The following is a 16,672-nucleotide window of genomic DNA, read 5'->3' as shown; positions in this document are numbered from 1 at the left end:
TTTAGGGCTTTAAAGTATCACCTTAATTGCTCGTTTGCCTTAATTATTAAGAAAATACGGTCTACGGTAGCCAAAAATACCTTGTTGTAATAATTTTTGTGCATCGTAACGGCTCTTACTGCCAAGTCCTTTTAATACAAAGTTTAAACTAATACCTGAATCAAAAGTGGCTTGTTGCTGCCCGATAGACTGATTTAAATCGGTTTCAATCTGGCGGTGGCCAGTAATTTGGATTGCCCAACAGCATGACTCATACTGTAATCCGCTTAAAAATTCGATGCTTCGATTATTTTCAAGGTCCCGGTGGTAGCTTGCAATAAATTGCCACTGCTCACTAATTGGGATGCTTGTAAATACACCCGTTTGCTCGATTGTATTTCCTGAGACATCATTTGCATAGCGATGGTTCAATTGAACTAGCTCATTATTGTCACCTTTGTAATCGAGGGTGACATTTGACTGGATCATTTGCTTACCATCCGTGTCGTATTGCATACCCGCTGACAAGTACCAACGGCGGTGCCAATGTAGCATCGTTTGCGCTGCAAAAAGCGCGTTGTAGTTTGTCTGAGAGTCTAAATCTTGTTCAGTCGGTTTAGCCGAATCGTTTAGGTAAAAAATTTGGCCCGCGCTAAAGTTAAATACTTCTTCGTGTTTGTTATCAAATAAGCGTGTTGTTGCACCTAACGTAAATTGGTTAGCTGCGGCTATGCGGTCTACACCTGAAAAGCGCGTATCTCTAAATAGGCCAAAAAAGTCATCCTGTAAGCGGGTGGTGTCAAATAGGCCTATCTCAGATTGATCTTTATTCGGTGTATATAAATATTGTATTTGCGGCTCAAGGGTTTGAATGCCATCTTCAAAAAAATAGGAGGTGTCGCGTTCAAAATTAAGCTGCGAATACAAACGCACTTTAGGCAAGGTACGTGAAACGCTATCACTATATTGGGTACCCGTTAAATTTCCGCTTTGCTTGTAGTTCGTTTGTAATAAGCTCACTTCAGAGAGAAACGACCATGCATGCGTAGCATAGTCAAAGCGTGCTTTTGGCTCAATGTGCACACGGGTCGCGCTATCGATGGCAACTTCAGATGAATCATTAGTGAAGTGGCTCACTTCGCCAGATAAACTAAAGTCAAAGTTATCAAAACGCCACGGGGCGGTTTGTGTAAAGCTGATTTGCGGGACCGCTGCATACGACTCTAAGTGGTCGCCCAGTACTTCAAAGTTTTGAAATTTAATATCGGTACGCCATGTATCACCAAGGTGAGTCACAGAGCCAGTACGATAAAGCTGGGTATCAGTTTTATTTGCATAATTAGAGTTTAAGTCAGTAATGTAGTTATCATCACTAACATTAGTTACATCTATATTAGCGCGCCAGTCTTCACTTAAATAGCTTTGTTGCTGCCAATGAAACATGTAACGCTCATCAAGGCTTGGCTCCGAATCATCACTATCTAAGTATTCAATACCGACTAAGCCTTCATGTTGCTCACTGAGGTATCTAAACTCGGTTTGCAATTGTAAGCCTTTGCGCGACATATAACGAGGTGTAATGGTAGCGTCAAAATTAGGCGCAATATTCCAATAATAAGGTGTAACAGTTTCAAGGCCGTAACGGTCGGAGCTTGAAATACTCGGTGTTAATAAGCCCGACTTACGTCGCTCATCAAGCGGAAACGTAAAATAAGGTAAATATAAAACAGGGGTATCAAGAATACGTAAAACGGCGTTATAGGTTTCGCCCCAGCCTTCTTCACGAGAGAGGTTAATTTCGTCGGCTTCTATTTCCCACACGGGTGTATCGCTTGGACAGGTAGTAAAGCTTGCATTCATTAACAATAAGCCAGACTCATTGACGGTGAGTTTTTCGGCGCCACCTTTACCTTGTTGTGCGGTTAAGCTGTAATCGGCACCCAATAGGCTTATTTGTGAATTATTTAAATCGGCATTTAAACCTGAGCTGTTTACTAGGCTTACACGGTCTTGATAAGTAATTGGCCCTGTTGCATTAAGTAAACCACGCTGTTTATCTATAAGCGCAGTTTGTGCGGACAAACTCATATCAAGGGTGTTAATATCAACATTGCCGGTAAATTCAGCGCTTTGTGTGCCTAGGAGCTCTACATCGTCAGCTTGTATATCAACCGAACCTACCGCTAAATTGGGTAGAGGTTGCCAAGCTCTGGTTTGCATTGAAATGCCACATAAATTGTGTGCCAGTTCAGTTTCGGCAAGCGATGGTGCGCTAATTACGCCTAGCATCAATATGCCCCAGGTTTTGCTCATTTATCGACCTTAATGCTCTTTGGTTTATTATAAGCTAGACATAATAAAGGAAAACAATGGCAAATACAGTAATTGACCTATAAAAATAGACATCTTATATAATGACACGCTTTGATAATTTACAACTATTTATAAATACGCACTTTGATGCTAAACCACACTCCTTAGTAGCCATTACTGGGGATGCCAGTTTTCGCCGTTATTACCGTTTAAGCTGTGCTGGAAAAGCATTTATTGTGATGGACTCCGACCCACAAAAAGTAAATAACGCACCGTATATCTCTTTAAATAAAGTATTCACCGATAACGGCTTTTTATTGCCTGAAATCATTGCAAGCGATGAAGAGCAAGGTTTTTTTGTGTTAAGTGACTTAGGAAATACACACTTAGCCGATAAGCTCGATGAGCCAAATAGAGATGAATATTACAAACAATTAATACGTGTAGCGGCGAATTGGGCCAAAACGCCTGCATCAACAGCTATGCAAAATTATAATAAAGAGTTTATTCACCTTGAGCTGAATATTTTTAGCCAATGGCTGGTGACTGATTTTATTGATTTAACATTAAGCACTGAGCAGCAAGCGCTTTGGCAGCAAAGCTGTGAGCTATTAACGCACGCTATGCTAGCACAGCCTACGGTCACAGTTCATCGTGATTATCACAGCCGTAATATTATGTATAGCAATGAGCAGTGGGCAATTATAGATTATCAAGATGCCGTGCGCGGCCCGCTGTGTTATGACTTAGTGTCGCTGCTCCGCGATTGCTATTTTAAGTTGCCACAGCCACAGCTTAATCAACTGCTTAAGTACGGCTATGAAGAATTTAAGACACAAACATTAATAACAAATACCTCTTTTGAGCAGTTTAAACAGTGGTTTGATTTAACTGGTATTCAACGCCATTTAAAGGCAGCGGGAATATTTTGCCGGCTTTATTTACGCGATGGCAAAAGTGGTTACCTTGATAATATTTTACCGACGTTAGATTACATTGTTGATGTTGCCAAGTCCTACCCAGAGCTTACAGCATTAAGTGAGTGGGTAAGCAGTACTGTTATACCGCAGGTAACACTAAAACTTACAAAGGAGCGCACATGAAAGCCATGATTTTAGCGGCTGGACGTGGTCAGCGAATGATGCCGCTTACGCAAGCTATGCCTAAACCTATGCTAAAAGTGGCGGATAAACCGCTGATTGAGCACCATATCAATAACCTTAAAGCCGCTGGCATTACTAACATTGTTATAAACCTAGCTTGGCAAGGGGATAAAATAAAAAGTTATTTTAAAAATGGCGCTGAGTTTGGTGTGAGCATTGAATATAGCCAAGAGGCTGAGGGCGGCCTAGAAACCGCAGGCGGAATTATTCAGGCGCTACCATTACTAGGTGAGCAATTTATTGTGATTAATGGCGATGTATATACAGATTACGATGTGAGTGCGCTTAAACAGCTGCACCTGCAAGACGGCGAGGCCCACATAGTGTTGGTAGAAAACCCACCTCATAACGAAAAAGGGGATTTTGCGTTAAGTCACTTATCGGCTGAGAGCCAAAAGTATACGTTTTCGGGAATTAGCCGTTACCACGCTAATTTTTTTAAAGGGTTAGAGCCTGGCATACGCCCACTTGGGCCAATATTGCGAGAAAAACTCGCCCAACAGGTTATCTCAACTGAGCTTTATATTGGTCAGTGGGACGATATAGGCACACCACAGCGGCTCACCCAGCTCAACGAGCGCATACAAAACACACTTTAATAGAGGCAGTTAATTAGATGTGGGGAAAAATACTCGGTTTTTGTTTTGGCTTTATGTTTGGCAAAATTTTTGGCGCCATTTTAGGTTTATACCTTGGCCATTTATTTGATAAAAGCCTAAAAAACGACTTTGATAAAGCCGGGGGCTTTTCAGGTTTGTTTAAAGGTGATGATGTAAACGAGCGCCAAGCGTTGTTTTTTTCGAGCTGCTTTGCGGTTATGGGGCATATTGCAAAGTCGAACGGTCGCGTAAGTGAGGTGCATATAAAAGCGGCAAGTATGTTTATGGATGAAATGGGGCTAAAGGGCGATGAGCGCCGCGAAGCTCAGCATGCATTTCAATCAGGTAAAGATAGCGACTTTTCGATTAAAGAAACAGTGCATGACTTTAAAGAACGCTTTGCAAAACGTTACGACTTACTGCAACTGTTTTTAGAAATTCAAATTCAAATGGCGTTTTCTGATGGTGTGCTCGCCGAGCAAGAAAAACAGCTGTTACAAGAGGTAAGTAAGCAATTAGGTATTTCTAAAACCCATTTTGCTTTTATTCTTAAGCGCTACCAAGCTGAATTTAGTTTTAGACAGCAGCAACAACAGCATAGGCAGCAGCAAGGTCAAAGTAGCAGTTACCGTGAAGGGTCTGGCCATCATGTGCCCCCTAATAACAGCATGAACCGTTCACAAGCCTTGGCTTTATTAGGGTTAAATAGTGATGCAACGCAACGAGACATTAAAGTAGCGTATCGTAAATTAATGGCGCAGCATCACCCTGATAAATTAGTATCTCAAGGGCTGCCTAAACACATGATGGAAGTGGCGGTTAAAAAAAGCCAAGACATACAAGCAGCTTACGAGTATTTAAAAAAGGCGGCGTAAAAAGCCGTCTATTTCTTTGCTTAAACGTGCATGTTGCTCTGGCGCATCACGCAGGCCAAACAGTTGGCGCTGGCGGTAATCAAATTTAGCATTACGATTTACCCAGCGCTGACGATTTTTTAGGCTCATAAGTATATCGGTATTATCGTTTGCATAGTAAATATCAAGTAATGCTGGGGTAACCAGTGATGTGGTTTGGCTTAAACTTTCATTACGCTGTGTATTGGGTAAATAACTGCTTAAGCTAATAAATGCATTAATTTGCGAGTCTGGAAAGTCTGCATAGTACTCCATTAACACACCCGCACTGGCTCCTTGGGCTATCACTACAATATTATTAGGCTCGCTCATAGCACGTTGATAAAGTGCCTCATAACGCAATATTAAGTTAGTTTTATAGTTGTTAAGCACCGCATTACTTACCGAGTCAATTGCATTTACATAGTGCGGCTCAGTATTGGGCTTTGGTGCTTCTGACTCGCTATTTTTTTGCTCAGTTTGCTCTTGCGCCGCGTTTTGTTGCGCTTCGCTAGGGGCTTGCATATCGCTGGCTTGCCAATCTATGTCAGGCACTGTCATCGCGTAAGTGGTATAACCTAAATTATTCAGCTCCTTTCGAAGATAGCTCATGCCAGTGTTATTACTTGGAGTTGAGTTCCAATCGGGTATAAGTAACGCAACCCCTCTAAAGTCGCGGCTCATATACTCGCTGTAAAGGCTTAAAAACTCGGTATCACCAGCAAGTATTGGCTTTATTTCATCATTTGGTAAGAAACGTTTTATATCAGTGTTTTCTATTGTCGACAGGGCGGGCGGCGAAATATGATCAATTGCATTACTAGGGCTGCCAATTAACAACCCACAAGCCAGCAGTAGGTTAACTAATACGGGTTTTAAAAATCGCGCTAATATCATCACAAGCTCTAATAAATACCATTACTTAGCTATCGGCGCGAAGGATAAAAAGTTTAGTTAAAAATCAGGCTCGGCTTCAAAAGTAAGCACTTGCTCGCTCACAGGGTGCTTTAGTTGAAGCATTTGAGCATGCAGTTGTAAACGCGGTGCAGCTGCAAGCGCCTCTTTGTGGGCATAGAGCCTGTCACCTAAAATAGGATGACCAAGGCTTAACATATGTACACGTAATTGGTGGGATCGCCCTGTAATGGGTGTTAGCTCCACGCGGGTAGCAAATGCTTCGCGCGTGAGTATTTTGTAATGCGTAAGCGATGGTTTGCCATTTTCATGATCAACCATTTGTTTAGGGCGGTTAGGCCAATCGCAAATAAGCGGTAAATCTACAGAGCCATTTTCTTCAAGCTGCCCATAAACACGCGCAATATAACGCTTTGCTGTTTCGCGTTCTTGAAATTGCATACTTAAATGCCTATGCGCTGCTTTATTCATGGCCAAACATAGTATGCCTGAGGTTGCCATATCTAAGCGGTGCACTATTTTAGCTGTAGGAAAAACACGGTTAACGCGGCTAATTAAGCTATCGGCATGTTTTGGATCTTTACCTGGGACGGTTAAAAGTTCGCTGGGCTTATTAACGATGAGCAAGTCGTCATCTTGATACAGTATTGTTAAATACGGACTCATTGGGGGATTGTAGTTAACTAACACGGCCGACCTCAGTAATTTTGCAGGGCGCTATTTTAGTGGAGCGAGCGCAAAGGCTCAAGGGAAAAGGTAAAAGTTTAATTGCATGCTTTTTAATCTGGTGTAAAATTACACCAACCTAAAGTTATGGGAACATATTATGGCAAGGCAAAGTATTTCACTTACTGAACAAAATGATTTATGGCTACGTAATCACGTTGAAAACATAGGTGATTATGCTAATAAAAGTGAATTGGTGAACGATTTAATTCGCCGTGCAAGAAGGGCTGAAGCTATAAACAGTAAGCTTGCTAACGCAGAAAAAAGCGGTTTTAGTGCTCAATCTGCCGATCAAATGTTAGTAGAATTTAAAGCAAGCATTAAGTAGTGCGCACATTTAAACTTTCAAACGATGCCAAAGAGGATTTACGTCGCATTTATCAATATGACTGTCACGCATTTTCACAACAGCAAGCGGATAATTATTTTTATAGTTTCTTCTCTATGTTTGAAAAACTAGCAGCAAATCCTTATTCATACCAATCAGTTGATCATATACGCACAGGCTATCGACGTGCCGTTTGTGGCTCGGACAGCATTTATTACAGAATTACAGAAACTGATGTTGAAATAATGGCTATATTAGGTGGCCAAGATACTGATGAGTGGTTCTAGAGGTGAATGTAAAAAGCACGGCCTGTAAACCGTGCTTTTAAAATTGTAGTTTAGCTACACCTGATCTAACGACTGACAGCTATAAACTGAAAGCTCAAAAAAACCTTAGTGCGAAACCACAATTAAACGTATTGCATCAAGCTTTAACTGCGCTTTTTCAATGTGCGTAGTGAGCTCAGTGCGCTGCTTATCGAAGAAGGTAATTTCTTCTTGGCGAATATTAGGGTTAATTTGCTTAAGCGCTTCAAGGCGGGCTTGTTCTTCGCCTAGGGTGCTTTGCATTTTTTCAAGAGATGCACTGCGTATAACCTCAAGCTGCTGCTGCGCCATGTCTTTTGCGGTGTTGATCATTGGATGAACCGCACCTTGTAAAGCACCTGCTAATTTACTTGCTGTTTGGCGACCAACGGCTGAAAGCTGCTGGTTAAAGCTATCAAACGCTACATTTTCACCTAGGTTATTACTGGCTTTATCAAGCAATATGCGAATAGGCGTTGGTGGTAAAAAGCGTCCTACTTGCAGGGCTTTTGGTGCCATAGCTTCGGCTACAAAAATCAGCTCAACAAAAAAGGTGCCTGGCGGCAATTTTTTGTTTTTAAGCAAAGCAACCGATGCACTACCAAAGTCATCATCACAAATCATGTCCATCGTGCCTTGCACCATAGGATGATCCCAGCTAATAAAATGCACGTCTTCTTGCGAAAGAGCAGTATCGCGGTCAAAGGTAACCGTCATGCCATCTTCTTTTAAGCTTGGGAACGAAGCACTTAGCATATGCTCTGTTGGCTTTAAAATAATGGTGTTTTCGCCTTTGTCTTCTTGGCTTACACCAAACGTGTCGAATACGTTGATCATATAACTTGGTAACTCAAATTGGTTATCAAGTGCTTCGATATCTTCAACCAGCGAGTCGGCAGCGCCTTGGCCAGATGAATGTAGCTCTAATAGACGGTCACGGCCACTTTCCATTTGCTTGCGCAACACGGCATTTTGCTTGGCTACTTGCTCAAGTAGTGGGTCGAGCTCTTCTTCATCACAATTATGTGCAGCAATGTACTCAAGTAAGTCTTCGCTAAACTCTTTATACAATAGTTGGCCGGTAGTCGATGTGCTCTCAAACGCATCAAGGCCTTCGTTGTACCAACGAAGTAATACTTCTTGCGCGGTGTTTTCAAAATACGGCACATGAATATTTACATCTTGCGTTTGACCAATGCGGTCTAATCGGCCGATACGTTGCTCAAGTAAGTCAGGGTTTAGTGGTAGATCAAATAACACTAAATGATGCGAAAACTGGAAGTTACGACCTTCTGAACCAATCTCTGAACACAGCAGTATTTGTGCGTTGTCGTATTCATCAGCAAAAAATGCTGCTGCGCGGTCACGCTCAATAATCGACATGCCCTCGTGGAACACAGAGGCTTTTATTGCTTCACGCTCACGCAAAATTTGTTCAAGGCTAATCGCAGTTTCGGCTTTGGCACAAATAAGCAGTACTTTTTCGTGCTTTAGGGTTTTAAGTGTGTTGATTAACCAATCTACACGTGGGTCAAATGCGCCCCAGCTTGCACTTTCACCTTCAAACTCTTGAAAGATTTTTTCAGGGAATAGCGCGCGTTGTGCACTTAGCTCTGCACTTTGTATACCGCTCATGCTGCCAAGCACCGACATAGCTGTTTTGTACTGCTTTGGCAGTGCCATAGGGTAAGCATGTAATTTACGGCTAGGGTAGCCATCAATTCCGCTGCGGCTGTTTCTAAACAAAATACGGCCTGTGCCGTGGCGATCAAGCAGCATGTTAAGTATTTCTTTACGGGCCGGTAAATCACCTTGCTGCGCTTTTTCAAGCACATCGGTAATATCGGTCTCTTTTAATAGCTCAATGAGTGTGGCTTTGGCTGTATCATCAAGGGCTTGCGCTTGCAGCAGCTGATTTGCCGCTTCGGCAACGTCTTTGTAGTTAGCTTCTTCTTCTTTGAATACGTCGTAGTCGTAAAACCTATCTGGGTCGAGCAATTGTAAGCGGGCAAAGTGACTACGATGACCAAGTTGATCTGGCGTTGCAGTTAATAAAATAAGCCCTGGAATATCTTGGCTAAGTTCGGCCATACGCTGATATTCGGTGCTCGGCTTACCATTGTTAATACTTAGGTGGTGCGCTTCATCAACAACTAATAAGTCCCAATCAGCCAATGTTGCTTGTTCAAACCAACGTTTTTTCTTGGTTAAAAACTCAAGGCTGGTAAGTACCAGTTGCTCGGTATCAAATACGTTTGGTGAGTCGGCAAAGGCTTCGTCGCAACGCTCTTCATCAAAAATAGAAAAACGTAAATTAAAGCGGCGTAGCATTTCTACTAACCATTGGTGTTGTAGGTTTTCTGGCACCACAATAAGTACACGGCTAGCACGACCGCTAATTATTTGTTGGTGTAAAATCATACCTGCTTCAATGGTTTTACCAAGGCCTACTTCATCTGAAAGCAGTACACGTGGAGCAAAACGTTTACCTACTTCTTGTGCAATGTAAAGCTGGTGCGGGATAAGGTTAGCGCGCTGACCAATCAAACCCTTAATAGGCGATTGCTGGCGCTGGAATTGGTGTTGCCATGTTTGGTAACGCAAAGTGTAGCGATCGAAACGATCTACTTGGCCCGCAAATAAACGATCTTGCGGTTTATTAAACTTAATAAAATGATCTAGAAAGGTTTCTTTTAGCTTTGCTTGCTCGCCGGTATCGATACGTGTACCTACGTAGCAAAGTAGTTCACCTTGCACTTCAATAGACTCTACTTCTAATTCCCATTCTTCAACGCTTTTGATCACATCACCTGGATTAAATGCCACACGGGTAACCGGTGCTTCTGCTGTAGAATAAACACGGTTTTCACCACTGGCAGGAAATAAAATGCTGACCTGACGGCCTTCAATGGCAACTACGGTGCCTAATCCTAAATCTGACTCTGTATCACTGATCCAACGCTGACCTAAGGAAAAATTCATGTATGTCTCGTCTATGAAGAAAAAGGCGGCTATGTTACCTGTTACATAACACCACTGCAAGGCGCTATTTGACTCACTTTTAATTAATTTTATAAGTGCGAATTAATCCCATTAACAGTGCTAACAAATGGCTCTTTTTTAGGTAAATAAAAACTATATTGTGTTTGTAATAAAACGGACTTTTATGACAAATAGACTAAACTTAGATTATGCCTTAGCAATTAAGTATTGCAGGTTTAAATTTAGGCCCGTTTTACTTAGTTATTTTGGTATAGCATAAAAATCATAAAACGTAAGGAAAGTGCTATGGAAAAAGCTTCGAACCTTGAAAGTAAAATGTATGTGCTAGACACCAATGTGTTACTCCACGAACCCCTCGCTTATTTGTCTTTCCAAGAGCATCATGTTGTCATCCCAATGACCGTTTTAGAAGAACTTGACCACATTAAAGATAGAAAACACGATGTAAGCCGCGATGCACGAGTGGCTATTCGCGGCCTAGATGAAGTACTAAAAGATGCGACTCCTGAGCAAATGTTGCAGGGGGTTGCACTGCCGAGCAATAAAAAAGCAAATGCTAATTCAACCGGTACGCTCATTATTGTTAATGACCACCTTTTTGCAGATTCTATTTCTGGATTACCGGGGGATGAAAACGACCACCGCATTATTAACTGCGCCGTGTATTTACAAAAACAGCACAGCGATTCAAAAATAGTATTGGTGACAAAAGATATAAACATGCGCCTTAAAGCGAAAGGCGCAGGCCTAAAATATGTTGAAGATTACCGAACCGACCAACTCATTGACGATATAGCGCTTTTAACCAGTGGTTATAAAAAAATAGAGGGAGATTTTTGGCAGCACGTAGGGCAATGCGAAACACAGCAGCATGGCCGTGATACGTTTCATTATGTAGCAAAAAACTTAATTCCAGATGTATTTTGCAATGAGTACATACTTGATGGCAGCGAGCACTTTGCTGCGCGGGTAAAATCGTACGATAACGAGCGTATTAAATTAAAAGATATTAGTGTTGAGCGTTTAATGCACCAGCAAGCATGGGGTGTTAAACCTAAAAATGTTTATCAAGGTATGGCACTTGATGCTTTATTAGACCCAAGTATTGAGTTGGTTATTTTAACCGGCCCAGCTGGGTGTGGTAAAACGTTGCTAGCGCTTGCTAGTGCACTTGAAATGGTGATTGAACGCGGTATTTACGACAAGGTTATAGTAACGCGTAATACGCCTGAAATAGCCGAGTCTATTGGCTTTTTGCCCGGTACCGAAGAAGAAAAAATGGCACCGTGGTTAGCGGCAATTACCGACACCTTAGAGGTGCTACACAAAGGAGATGAAAACCCAATTTCGAGCCGTAATTACATAATGGAAAAAGCCAATATACAGTTTAAGTCGGTAAACTTTATGCGTGGGCGTAGTATTCAAAATGCAGTGGTTATTTTGGATGAGAGCCAAAACTTAACGGCGTCTCAGCTTAAAACCATTATTACCCGCTGTGGTGAGGGAACAAAACTAATTTGTAGCGGTAATTTAGCACAAATAGATAGCAACTATTTAACCCCCGTTACTTCAGGTCTTACTTATATTGTTGAGCGTTTTAAAGACTTTGAAGGCAGTGCAACAGTTAATTTAAACGGGGTAGTGCGCAGCCGTTTAGCCTCCTTTGCAGAAGAAAATTTATAACTTGCGCAGAACAATTTGGCTCGATAGTCTAGTGGCTGACTATCGGGCCAAAACTTAGGCAAAACGTTGAAATTTTTACCTCTAAAAGACTATTACCGCTCTTTATTTGTAGCATTATTTGTTCCCTTATTTGTGGCATTTTTACTGTGTTTGCACTTGTATAATATAAAAGTTGATCGTGCCATAGAAAAACGCCAAGCCGATTTTGAGCAAGTATCGGCTCAAGTTAGCCATATAATGAGCTCGGTAAATGACTTTTTCGACAATGCCTTTACATCATATCAACAGCCTAGTGCTGAACAATTTAACCGTAACTTACTTGAAGGTATAAATCAGTACGATAATTACTACTACCGCCACTTTAGTCAGCGCCGAGGCGAAATAGTCGGTAAAGGGCAGTTTGCTTTTTCTAACCGTGCGTTGATTCAGTGGCAGCAAGCTACAAGCTTAAGCCCAACTTTTAATACCGCGTTATCACTTATGCAATCGTTATCGGCCGTTGCCTATGTTGATGACGCGGGGTTTGCGTATGTTGTAAGACGCAACAAAAGTCAAAGCACCATGCTTAGTAAAATTTTAAATGGCCGTTTTAAGCCTACATTTGCACCTGGCCAGCTTACTTCCAGCCCCATAGTAAAAATACACGATAGCGCTTATTTTGCCATTGGTCGCAAAAAACAGCCAAATTCGTCCGACTATATAATTTTAATATACGATTTAGAAGCCATGTCTAGCTGGCTTAAAAAGGTAGCTCCAAGCGAGGGTGAATATGTGTTTATGAACCAATCGCATCAGGTGATAGCCAGCTCTGTTAAGCAGTTAAACGAAGCAACAGCCTTAAAAGATTATTGGCCTGAATTAACTCATGACGATAAAAAAATAAACTTAGCGAATAACACAGATGCACAGTTTTTTATGCAAGCCATGGGGAACTTGCCTATTCATGCGGCGTTTTATGAACCGCAAATAAATATGATCACGCCAATTAGGTATGAGGTATTTTTGGAATTTGTGTTTTTAACGTTATTTTTAAGCTTAATGTTTGCCGTATTTTTTTGGTTAAGCCAACGTATTTTTGTGAGACCAATGACCCATTTAATGCAGTATTTTGAGCAAAATGATGGCCCTAATGAAACACTTTCAAGTTACCCGATCCCATTAAATTGGCAGCCTTGGTTTTCTCGCGTTAAATATGTTTTTGATAAAAATGCGCAGTTAGTTGAGTCATTACAAGAGGCTAATAAAGAACTCGATGAGCAGCTACAGCTACAATCACAAAAGCTAAAACGCAGCTACGAAGCAAAAGAGCGACACTTAGCGCTATTAAATACGATGCTAAATAGTGTGCCTGATCTGATTTATTTTAAAAATATTGATGGCTCTTTTTTAGGGTGTAACAAAGCATTTGAAGCCTATGTAGGCAAAGAACAAGCAACCCTAGTCGGTAAGCGTATTGAAGATTTAGACAGTGACGATTTACAGTTAAGCCTGCTTGAAAAACAAGTGCTGCAAACCAAAAGTAGTATTGAACAACGCATAGATAGCACCGATAAATCGTATCAATTAACCATTGCCCCATTTTATAACGAGCACCAGCATTTATTAGGTACTATGGGGATTGGAAGAGACATTACTGAGCAGCAGCAAACCCTATCGGCGTTAAAAGCGTCAGAATCTAAATTTAGAAGCGCGATAGAGTTTGCAGCAAACAGTGTGTTGCTACTCTCGCTTGAGCATACCATATTGCAAGTTAACAAAGCGGCTCGTAAGTTATTTTCACAGCAAGATATTTTAACTGGTGAACCGCTTAAAAAGCTGTTTGATGAGGCGCAGTGGCAAGAAATAAAAAAAACGCTTTGTCACTTACTAGATGATAAAAAACGGGTTTATCATTTAACGCTCTCACAAGGAAAATTAACAAGTTGGCTACAGCTGAGTGTGTCGCTGGTGTGGGATGAAAACCGAGACCCTTCTTACTATGTTATTCATATTCAAGATGTGAGCGCGCTCACTAAAGCAAAGCATGACGCAGAGCGTGCAACAATAGCTAAAAGCCGCTTTATTGCTAATTTAAGTCATGAGATCCGCACGCCGCTTAACGCAGTACTCGGTTTGTTAGACATGATAGTAGAGCAAGGCTTAACAAATAAGCAGCTGCAACAAACAAAGCAGGCTAAAAACGCAGCGCAAAGCTTATTGCTAATGCTAAACAGAATGCTTGACTTTGCTCGCGTAGAAAGTGCGCAAGCACAAATAAAACCGGTGCCTTTTTGTTTAGTTGAACTGATTGATATTTGCGAGAGCTTAACGGCGCCGTTATGCCAAAACAAAGGATTAAGCTTTAATATTGAAATAGACCCTTTAATTAACCCTGTGATTATTGGTGATTCAATACGATTGCAACAAATACTAGGTAACTTACTTACCAATGCCGTTAAGTTTACTAATAAAGGCAGTATTACCTTAAAAATGGTGCTTGATGAAAATGACGTTTTAGATCAGCAACGTATTTGTTTTCACGTGATCGACACAGGGGTAGGTATTGCTAAAGCTGACCAACGACGACTATTTGATGCGTTTACTCAAGGGGACGAATCCTCTACGCGTATTCATCAAGGGGTCGGGCTTGGACTTGCTATAGTTAAACATGGTGTCGCCTTAATGGGGGGCGAAATTGCCATTAATAGCGACAAAGGCCGTGGATGTGAGTTTTACTTTACTCTAGCGCTTGCGGTAGATACGGCTAAGAGTAGTGTATTTATTCCTAGTACGTTAGCCATTGTGAGCGATGACACTGTAAAGCTAAACGAAGTCGTTAATGCTTACTCACAAGTGACAGCTATTGACTTAGAAGAGGCGCTACGCTACCCAATAAAGCTTGCTGATGCAAAGCAACTGATTATTGATGAAACCACATTGAACGATTTATTAAGTGTTGAATCTATACACGAAACACTCAGTGCCAGCTCATTCCCTGTAGTGGTAATTAATCATGAGCACACTTTAGCATTGCCTTGTACTACGCAAATTAACGTACAGCATATTAAAGCAACGGCCTTGGCGCAGCGATTAATTAGTTTAAATGCTAATGTCGATGATAAGCACTCTAAAGCTGCTGAAAATAATGAAGAAGTAAAAAAAGATATATCGGGTCTACTTATTATGGCGGTTGATGATAACCCGCTCAATTTAGACATTATTAGCAGTGTACTAAAGCACGCCCATGTTAATGTAATAACAGTCACTAATGCCCCAGATGCAATAGAGCTGCTACAAATATTAAAGCCAGATCTAATATTGATGGACGTGCAAATGCCGCATATTGATGGGTGCCAAGCAACGCAATTGATTCGCCAACAGTTTGACGCGCGCCAACTGCCTATTTTTGCTTTAACAGCACATTGTGAACCTGCAGATGTTGAGCGCTCACTTAATAGCGGCATGAACAAGCATTTAACCAAACCTGTGGTTGCAGCTGTACTGTTAGATGCAATTAGAGACGTAGACTTTATAAAACCTAAGTTTTATGACCAAAACTTTGCGCTCACCCAGTTTAATTTTGATGAAAATTTACTAGCAACTATGGTTGGAAAGTTTGCTAAGTTGTGTGAAACCCAGTTAGAACAAATTGAAGAAAATACCCAGCGAGATGAAGTGGTACGCTTAGTGCATAGTATTAAAGGCGTGGCGGGTAATTTAGGTTTTATCAGGCTTTCACTGTGTGCAAAACAATGTGAAACGCACCTTAAAACTACTAACGAGCCGCTTCAACAAACTTTAAAAGAACTAATCATACAACTAAAACAAGTGATTATTTTTATAGAAACCTTAGGGGGACGGGATGCCGAAAAGAGCTAAAATACTGATTGTAGATGATGATCCCCTTAACCGGCTGGTGCTTGAAAAAACGCTGGGTACGGAGTATGACGTATATTTAGTTGAAAGCGGCGAAAAAGCACTCACCTTTATTAAATCTAACCAAGTAGATTTAATTATTTTAGATGTGGTGATGCCAGGCATTGATGGCTACGAAGTGCTTGTGCAACTTAAAGAAAACCCTATTACGCAGTCTATTCCTATTGTGTTTATATCGGCTAATAATAGCCATACTGATGAAGCAAAAGGCCTTGAGTTAGGCGCAATGGATTACATAACTAAACCCTTTAATGCTTCCATAGTAAAAGTGAGAGTGCGCAACCAATTACTGATCAAGCAAAAAAATGATTTGCTTGAAATGCTTGCCTCAATAGATGGTTTAACAGAGATACCCAACAGGCGTTATTTAGATGAAAATCTCTCTCGTGAATGGCGTAGAAGTAAACGCAATGGCTCGTGTTTGTCGGTTTTATTAATGGATATAGACCACTTTAAGCGTTATAACGATTGCTATGGTCACCGAGCAGGGGATGAATGTTTAAAGCAGGTTGCACAGGCGTTAGCAGCGCAATGTGAGCGTAGTACTGACTTTATTGCCCGCTACGGAGGAGAAGAGTTTGCAGCGGTATTACCCGATGTTAATAAACAACAGGCATTAGCATTTGCACAAAAGCTAAGGCAAGCGGTAAACAACTTAAATATAGAGCACAAAGCTTCTTTAAATGCAGAACACATAACAATTAGTATTGGTATTGCTAGTATGGAAAATGGCAATGCAAGTGCTGAGCAGGCCTTACTTGAGCAAGCCGATTTAGGGCTGTATGCCGCAAAAGATGCTGGGCGCGATCAAGTGGTTGCGCTTAACTTATAGTGCGCTTTATTTACACTT

The 16,672-nt window shown here is 41.3% G+C and carries 12 protein-coding genes; 8 read left to right on the top strand and 4 right to left on the bottom strand.

The genetic code is table 11. The features are described 5' to 3' along the window. Window positions 1–39 precede the first annotated feature (39 nt). Complete coding sequence (lptD, locus tag WDB87_RS15630; RefSeq protein ID WP_286246103.1) at window positions 40–2,292, bottom strand: LPS assembly protein LptD; 2,253 nt, start codon at window positions 2,290–2,292, stop codon at window positions 40–42. Between the two features lie 101 nt (window positions 2,293–2,393). Between lptD and WDB87_RS15625 the strand changes: the two genes are divergently transcribed. From WDB87_RS15625 to djlA, 3 genes are read left to right on the top strand one after another with little or no spacing between them, the layout of a single operon-like run. Then, window positions 2,394–3,395 (top strand): aminoglycoside phosphotransferase family protein, encoded by a 1,002-nt coding sequence (locus WDB87_RS15625; protein WP_337850352.1) that lies wholly within the window; start codon window positions 2,394–2,396, stop codon window positions 3,393–3,395. Beyond that, on the top strand, window positions 3,392–4,054 hold the full coding sequence (gene murU, locus WDB87_RS15620) for an N-acetylmuramate alpha-1-phosphate uridylyltransferase MurU (RefSeq protein WP_337850351.1): 663 nt from the start codon (window positions 3,392–3,394) through the stop codon (window positions 4,052–4,054). The genes WDB87_RS15625 and murU overlap by 4 nt, the downstream gene beginning before the upstream one ends. A 17-nt stretch (window positions 4,055–4,071) precedes the next feature. Beyond that, the gene (gene djlA / locus WDB87_RS15615; protein WP_286246106.1) at window positions 4,072–4,929 is read left to right on the top strand and encodes a co-chaperone DjlA; all 858 of its coding nucleotides are present in this window, start codon (window positions 4,072–4,074) and stop codon (window positions 4,927–4,929) included. Here djlA and WDB87_RS15610 read toward each other — a convergent pair. Continuing rightward, window positions 4,912–5,844 (bottom strand): DUF3530 family protein, encoded by a 933-nt coding sequence (locus WDB87_RS15610; RefSeq protein WP_286247661.1) that lies wholly within the window; start codon window positions 5,842–5,844, stop codon window positions 4,912–4,914. The genes djlA and WDB87_RS15610 overlap by 18 nt on opposite strands. A 57-nt stretch (window positions 5,845–5,901) precedes the next feature. Next, the gene (rluA, locus tag WDB87_RS15605; RefSeq protein ID WP_286246107.1) at window positions 5,902–6,552 is read right to left on the bottom strand and encodes a bifunctional tRNA pseudouridine(32) synthase/23S rRNA pseudouridine(746) synthase RluA; all 651 of its coding nucleotides are present in this window, start codon (window positions 6,550–6,552) and stop codon (window positions 5,902–5,904) included. A gap of 136 nt (window positions 6,553–6,688) precedes the next feature. On the opposite strand from rluA, the gene WDB87_RS15600 reads away from it, so the two are divergent. Beyond that, on the top strand, window positions 6,689–6,916 hold the full coding sequence (locus WDB87_RS15600) for a ribbon-helix-helix domain-containing protein (protein WP_337850350.1): 228 nt from the start codon (window positions 6,689–6,691) through the stop codon (window positions 6,914–6,916). Continuing rightward, window positions 6,916–7,203, top strand: a complete 288-nt coding sequence (locus WDB87_RS15595) for a type II toxin-antitoxin system RelE/ParE family toxin (RefSeq protein ID WP_055018590.1) — start codon at window positions 6,916–6,918, stop codon at window positions 7,201–7,203. The genes WDB87_RS15600 and WDB87_RS15595 overlap by 1 nt, the downstream gene beginning before the upstream one ends. Before the next feature lie 105 nt (window positions 7,204–7,308). Here the strand turns inward: WDB87_RS15595 and rapA are convergent, their stop codons facing one another. Next, window positions 7,309–10,203 carry an RNA polymerase-associated protein RapA gene (gene rapA / locus WDB87_RS15590; protein WP_337850349.1) on the bottom strand — a complete coding sequence of 965 codons (2,895 nt, stop codon included), beginning with the start codon at window positions 10,201–10,203 and terminating at the stop codon, window positions 7,309–7,311. Between the two features lie 306 nt (window positions 10,204–10,509). Here rapA and WDB87_RS15585 point away from each other — a divergent pair, with 306 nt between their 5' ends. From WDB87_RS15585 to WDB87_RS15575, 3 genes are all read left to right on the top strand, one after another. After that, a complete protein-coding gene (locus WDB87_RS15585) occupies window positions 10,510–11,907 on the top strand; it encodes a PhoH family protein (protein ID WP_286246111.1) in 1,398 nt (465 codons plus the stop codon). A gap of 66 nt (window positions 11,908–11,973) precedes the next feature. Next, the gene (locus tag WDB87_RS15580; protein WP_337850348.1) at window positions 11,974–15,765 is read left to right on the top strand and encodes a PAS domain-containing hybrid sensor histidine kinase/response regulator; all 3,792 of its coding nucleotides are present in this window, start codon (window positions 11,974–11,976) and stop codon (window positions 15,763–15,765) included. Continuing rightward, window positions 15,749–16,654 carry a diguanylate cyclase gene (locus tag WDB87_RS15575; protein ID WP_337850347.1) on the top strand — a complete coding sequence of 302 codons (906 nt, stop codon included), beginning with the start codon at window positions 15,749–15,751 and terminating at the stop codon, window positions 16,652–16,654. Before WDB87_RS15580 ends, WDB87_RS15575 begins: the two co-directional genes overlap by 17 nt. Window positions 16,655–16,672 lie beyond the last annotated feature (18 nt).

The sequence above is a fragment of the Pseudoalteromonas sp. C12FD-1 genome (genome assembly GCF_037414265.1).
GTDB lineage: Bacteria > Pseudomonadota > Gammaproteobacteria > Enterobacterales > Alteromonadaceae > Pseudoalteromonas.
Note: the sequence above shows the minus strand (reverse complement) of the source record. Positions and strands in the feature narration are given on the sequence as shown.

Bases quoted from the DNA above. Each gene is read 5' to 3' on its own strand.
- djlA (WP_286246106.1), top strand. From the start codon at position 4,072: ATGTGGGGAAAAATACTCGGTTTTTGTTTTGGCTTTATGTTTGGCAAA.
- WDB87_RS15610 (WP_286247661.1), bottom strand. From the start codon at position 5,844: ATGATATTAGCGCGATTTTTAAAACCCGTATTAGTTAACCTACTGCTG.
- rapA (WP_337850349.1), bottom strand. From the start codon at position 10,203: ATGAATTTTTCCTTAGGTCAGCGTTGGATCAGTGATACAGAGTCAGAT.
- lptD (WP_286246103.1), bottom strand. From the start codon at position 2,292: ATGAGCAAAACCTGGGGCATATTGATGCTAGGCGTAATTAGCGCACCA.
- murU (WP_337850351.1), top strand. From the start codon at position 3,392: ATGAAAGCCATGATTTTAGCGGCTGGACGTGGTCAGCGAATGATGCCG.
- WDB87_RS15600 (WP_337850350.1), top strand. From the start codon at position 6,689: ATGGCAAGGCAAAGTATTTCACTTACTGAACAAAATGATTTATGGCTA.
- WDB87_RS15575 (WP_337850347.1), top strand. From the start codon at position 15,749: ATGCCGAAAAGAGCTAAAATACTGATTGTAGATGATGATCCCCTTAAC.
- WDB87_RS15585 (WP_286246111.1), top strand. From the start codon at position 10,510: ATGGAAAAAGCTTCGAACCTTGAAAGTAAAATGTATGTGCTAGACACC.
- WDB87_RS15625 (WP_337850352.1), top strand. From the start codon at position 2,394: ATGACACGCTTTGATAATTTACAACTATTTATAAATACGCACTTTGAT.